Origin of the sequence: Alcanivorax xiamenensis (genome assembly GCF_009846745.1) — a bacterium.
Lineage (GTDB): Bacteria > Pseudomonadota > Gammaproteobacteria > Pseudomonadales > Alcanivoracaceae > Alloalcanivorax > Alloalcanivorax xiamenensis.
Map to the genome: position 1 here is coordinate 1 of NZ_AQPF01000091.1, position 4,472 is coordinate 4,472.

The window sequence follows — 4,472 nt, forward strand, 5'->3', positions numbered from 1 at the left end:
GGTCTGGTTTTGCATTATCGGCGTCCGGCTAACCCACCAGCGCCAGCGCTTCCTCGAACACCTTTGGGGTGGTATCCGCCTGGTGCATGTTCTCGCTCAGATGACGGCGATAGGCGCGTGCTCCGGGCATGCCTTGAAACAGGTTCAGGGCGTGGCGCAGCACGTGCTTGGGGTGACAGCCACCCGCATAGCGCCGTTCCAGATAGGGGATGAAGGCCCGAGCTACCTGGTGGCGGTCCGGTTGTGGCGCGGGGTCGCCGAACACGGTGGCGTCCAGGCCGGCCAGACACCAGGGGTTGCCGTAGGCTTCCCGGCCCACCATCAGACCGTCCACCTGGTCCAGATGATGCAGCACCGAGGGCAGATCGCGCAGGCCGCCGTTGAGAATGACCTCGAGATGCGGGAACGCCTGCTTGATGGCGTAGGCCCGCTCATAGATCAACGGAGGGATTTCCCGGTTCTCCTTCGGCGACAGGCCGCTGAGAATGGCCTTGCGGGCGTGAATGGTCAGGCTGCGGCAGCCGGCGGTGTCCATGCGGGCGACGAAGCGCTGCAGGAACGGATAGTCGTCCTGATCATCGATGCCAATGCGGGTCTTCACCGTGACCGGCACCGGACTGACCCGGGCCATGGCCTCCATGCAGCGGGCCACCAGGTCCGGCTCGGCCATCAGCACCGCGCCGATCTTGCCTTGCTGCACCCGGTCCGAGGGGCAGCCCACATTCAGATTGATCTCGTCGTAGCCGTAGTCGGTGCAGATGCGCGTGGCCTCCGCCAATTGCGCCGGGTCGCTACCGCCCAGTTGCACCGCCACCGGATGCTCGGCATCGTCAAAGCCCAGCAGCCGCTCGCGATCGCCATGGATCACCGCCTGGGCCACCACCATTTCCGTGTACAGCAGCGTGTGCCGGCTGATCAGACGCGCCAGATAGCGGTAGTCGCGAGTGGTGTAGTCCATCATCGGCGCCACCGAAAGGCGCCGGTCGGGACCGGGGGCAAGGCGTGGGGATGGGAGCATGGGACGGTGGCAACGACAGCAGGGAGGCGCATTATCGCACGGTGCCGGTGTGAGGCAAAACCGGACCCGAGGTGGGCATGACTGGCGGGGGCTGGTAGACTGCGCCGCCTTCCATGACTGGTAATGTCTGATTTTCATGTTGCATTCGTATTCCCCCGCCATCCTTGATGGCCTGACTCCGCCCTAGCGCGCGGATCTTCCGACACCCGGCAGGTGCTTCTCACGCCGGCCCGACGGTGTTTATCCCCGGAACTGCCTGGTTCCCGCGGGACCGCTGTCCCGTATTCGCGATTTATCGCCTGTTTTTTACGACTGCCTTTGGCGGTGTTGTTTTTTGCATACGTACATGGGGTTTTCCGTTAATGATTGCTTCCCTTAAAGCGCATTGGTTCAGCAATGTTCGCGCGGACGTGCTTGCCGGCATTGTCGTGGCGTTGGCATTGATCCCCGAGGCCATCGCTTTTTCCATCATCGCCGAGGTGGACCCCAAAGTGGGTCTTTACGCATCGTTCTGTATTGCCGTGGTCACCGCCTTCGCCGGTGGCCGGCCTGGCATGATTTCCGCCGCCACTGGTGCCATGGCCCTGGTGATGGTGACCCTGGTCAAAGAGCATGGCTTGCAGTACCTGCTGGCGGCCACCGTTCTGGCCGGTGTGCTGCAGATCGTTGCCGGTTTTCTGAAGCTGGGGCAACTGATGCGGTTCGTGTCCCGGTCGGTGATCACCGGTTTCGTCAACGCTCTGGCGATCCTGATTTTCATGGCCCAACTGAAGGAACTGGTGGGTGTGCCCTGGCTGGTCTATCCGCTGGTGGTCGCCGGTCTGGCGATCATTTACCTGCTGCCGCTACTGACCAGGGCTGTGCCATCACCGCTGATTTGCATTATCGGCCTTTCCATCGTGTGCATGGCGATGGGCTGGGACGTACCCACGGTGGGAGACAAGGGCGAGTTGCCGGACAGTCTGCCGGTGTTTCTGCTGCCGGATATTCCTCTGACCCTGGAAACCCTGAAGATCATTTTTCCGGTGTCCCTGACGCTGGCGATAGTGGGGCTGCTGGAGTCCATGATGACGGCCGCCATCATCGATGAACTGACCGACACCGGGAGCGATAAAAACCGGGAATGCAAAGGGCAGGGCATCGCCAACATCGTCGCCGGTTTCTTCGGTGGCATGGCCGGCTGCGCGATGATCGGCCAGTCCATGATCAATGTGAAATCCGGTGGCCGTACCCGCTTGTCCACGCTGGTGGCCGGTGTGGTGTTGCTGATCCTGGTGGTGTTTCTCGGCGATCACGTGTCGCGGATTCCGATGGCCGCGCTGGTGGCGGTGATGATCATGGTGTCCATCGGTACATTCAGTTGGGAATCGCTGGTGAACCTGCGCCGCCACCCACCCAGCAGCACCATCGTCATGTTGGCCACCGTGGTGGTCACCGTGCTCACTCATAACCTGGCCCTGGGGGTTGCCGTTGGCGTGGTGCTGAGCGCGCTGTTCTACGCCAATAAAGTCGGGCGGGTGTTTTATGTGCGTTCGGAGCAGGACGCTCCCGGCGAACGTACCTATCATGTGGTGGGGCAGGTATTTTTCACCTCATCGGAGCAGTTCCTGGACGCTTTCGATTTTCGTGAGGCCCTGGAAAAAGTGGTTATCGATGTACATCGGGCCCACTTCTGGGATATCACCGCCATTGGCGCTCTGGACAAGGCGATCATCAAATTCCGCCGCGAAGGCACCGATGTGGAGCTGATCGGCTTGAATGAGGCCAGTGCCACGCTGGTGGACAAATACGCGGTGCACGATAAGCCGGACGCCGTGGAAAAACTGATGGGCGGACATTGAGGAACACAACATGAGCAAAATCGTTGCCTGTATTGATGGATCAATGGCCGCCAGCGCGGTATGCGATGCCGGGGTGTGGGCCAGCCGGCGCCTGGACGCGCCTCTGAAGCTGCTGCATGTGCTGGATCAGCAACGCTATCCGAGTACGCCCACGGACTTGAGCGGGTCCCTGAGCCTGGGCGCCCGTGAACATCTGATGGAAGAGCTGGCCGACCTGGATGCCCGCCGTAACCGGGTGGCCATGGAGCAGGGAAAGTTGATGCTGGACGCGGCCAAGGTCCGGGCGATGGACAAAGGCATTGAAGATCCGGAGTTGCAGCAACGCCATGGTGACCTGTTGGAAAGCCTGCTGGCGCTTCAGGACGAGACCCGGCTGCTGGTGATCGGGCGGCAGGGCACCGAGCATCAGGGGGCGTCCGCGAAAGTGGGGGACAACGTGGAGCGGGTGGTCCGGGCGGTCTATCGGCCGATACTGGTGGTGCCCGATACGTTCTCCGAGCCCGGGGTGATCATGCTGGCTTTCGATGGCAGTGATACTTGCCGCAAGGGGGTGGAAATGCTGGCCGCCAGTCCGCTGTTCCGTGGTCTGGACTGTCATCTGGTGACCGTCGATGATGGCCAGCATGCCCGTCATGAAGAGCTGGCCTGGGCCGGGGAGCGCTTGTCCGATGGCGGTCATCAGGTCTTCACCGCCATCCTGGAAGGTGAAGTGGAGCCGGCGTTGCATCGCTATCAGCGGGATCATGGTATCGAGCTGCTGGTGATGGGCGCTTACGGCCATTCCCGTATCCGGGAATTCCTGCTGGGCAGTACCACCAATGAAATGCTGCGAGAGGCTAGGGTGCCGCACCTGCTGTTGCGCTGAGCCTGGAGAAAGGAAAACAGCGGCGAGGTGGAGTACCCCGCCGCGGCAGCGGTTTATTTCACGGTGATGGTGATTTCCTCGCTGGTGATGGAAGGCTCGAACGGCACGTGGCGGGCATCGCCCATGATCAGTTGCAGGGTATGTTCGCCCGGTGGCAGATCCAGAGTGGTTTCGGTCTGGCCGCCGCCGAAATGGCGCACGTTGTCATTGCTGGGCAGAGGCTGATCCTCGTTCACCGCCTCCTTCATATCCACCAGCAAATGATGGTGCCCGGTGTTGTCCTGGGTGATGCCGGCGGGGGCCACGCCCATTCCTTTGAGACCAAACTTCACGGTGACCGGCCCGGAGACGGTGTCACCGTCCTGCGGTGTGATGAAATACACCTCGGCTTCGGGCGGCGCGGGAGTGCGCTCGATGGCGGTGGCGAACGGTGCCAGGACCAGCAGCGCGGCGGTCAGTAGTACTTTCATTTCAGGCCCTCCTTGATTACGGCGAAGAAAGTAACAGCATCAAAGCCGGTCGGCATGGATTGAATGCCAGACAGACCGGATACAAAAAGGTCCTCCTGTTGCCGTTTTTTGTCAAATGGGAAGGAGGCTGGACGCCAGACGCCAGACGCCGGACGCCAGACGCCAGACGCTAAAGTCAAAACCCGGGGCTGCGGGCATTGCGGAAAAAAAGCGTTTTAGTGCTTGCCAGGGCGTTGGGTTTGGTTTCGCATTATCGGCGTCCGGCGTCCGGCGTCCGG

General features: G+C 61.5%; 4 protein-coding genes. 2 read left to right on the plus strand and 2 right to left on the minus strand.

Translation table 11 applies throughout. The annotated features are described in order from the left end of the window. Nucleotides 1-28 precede the first annotated feature (28 nt). On the minus strand, nt 29-1,018 hold the full coding sequence (gene dusA / locus A6D6_RS21360; RefSeq protein ID WP_159661823.1) for a tRNA dihydrouridine(20/20a) synthase DusA: 990 nt from the start codon (nt 1,016-1,018) through the stop codon (nt 29-31). A 362-nt stretch (nt 1,019-1,380) separates the two neighbouring features. Here dusA and A6D6_RS21365 point away from each other — a divergent pair, with 362 nt between their 5' ends. Together A6D6_RS21365 and A6D6_RS21370 are read left to right on the plus strand one after the other, a co-directional pair. Further along, the gene (locus A6D6_RS21365) at nt 1,381-2,859 is read left to right on the plus strand and encodes a SulP family inorganic anion transporter (protein WP_159661824.1); all 1,479 of its coding nucleotides are present in this window, start codon (nt 1,381-1,383) and stop codon (nt 2,857-2,859) included. Between the two features lie 10 nt (nt 2,860-2,869). Beyond that, entirely contained in the window at nt 2,870-3,724 is an 855-nt protein-coding gene (locus tag A6D6_RS21370; protein WP_133493203.1) for a universal stress protein, read from the plus strand. A gap of 53 nt (nt 3,725-3,777) precedes the next feature. On the opposite strand, the gene A6D6_RS21375 is transcribed toward A6D6_RS21370, so the two are convergent. Continuing rightward, nucleotides 3,778-4,194, minus strand: coding sequence for a DUF4399 domain-containing protein (locus tag A6D6_RS21375; protein ID WP_133493204.1), 417 nt, complete (start codon nt 4,192-4,194; stop codon nt 3,778-3,780). Between the last annotated feature and the right edge of the window lie 278 nt (nt 4,195-4,472).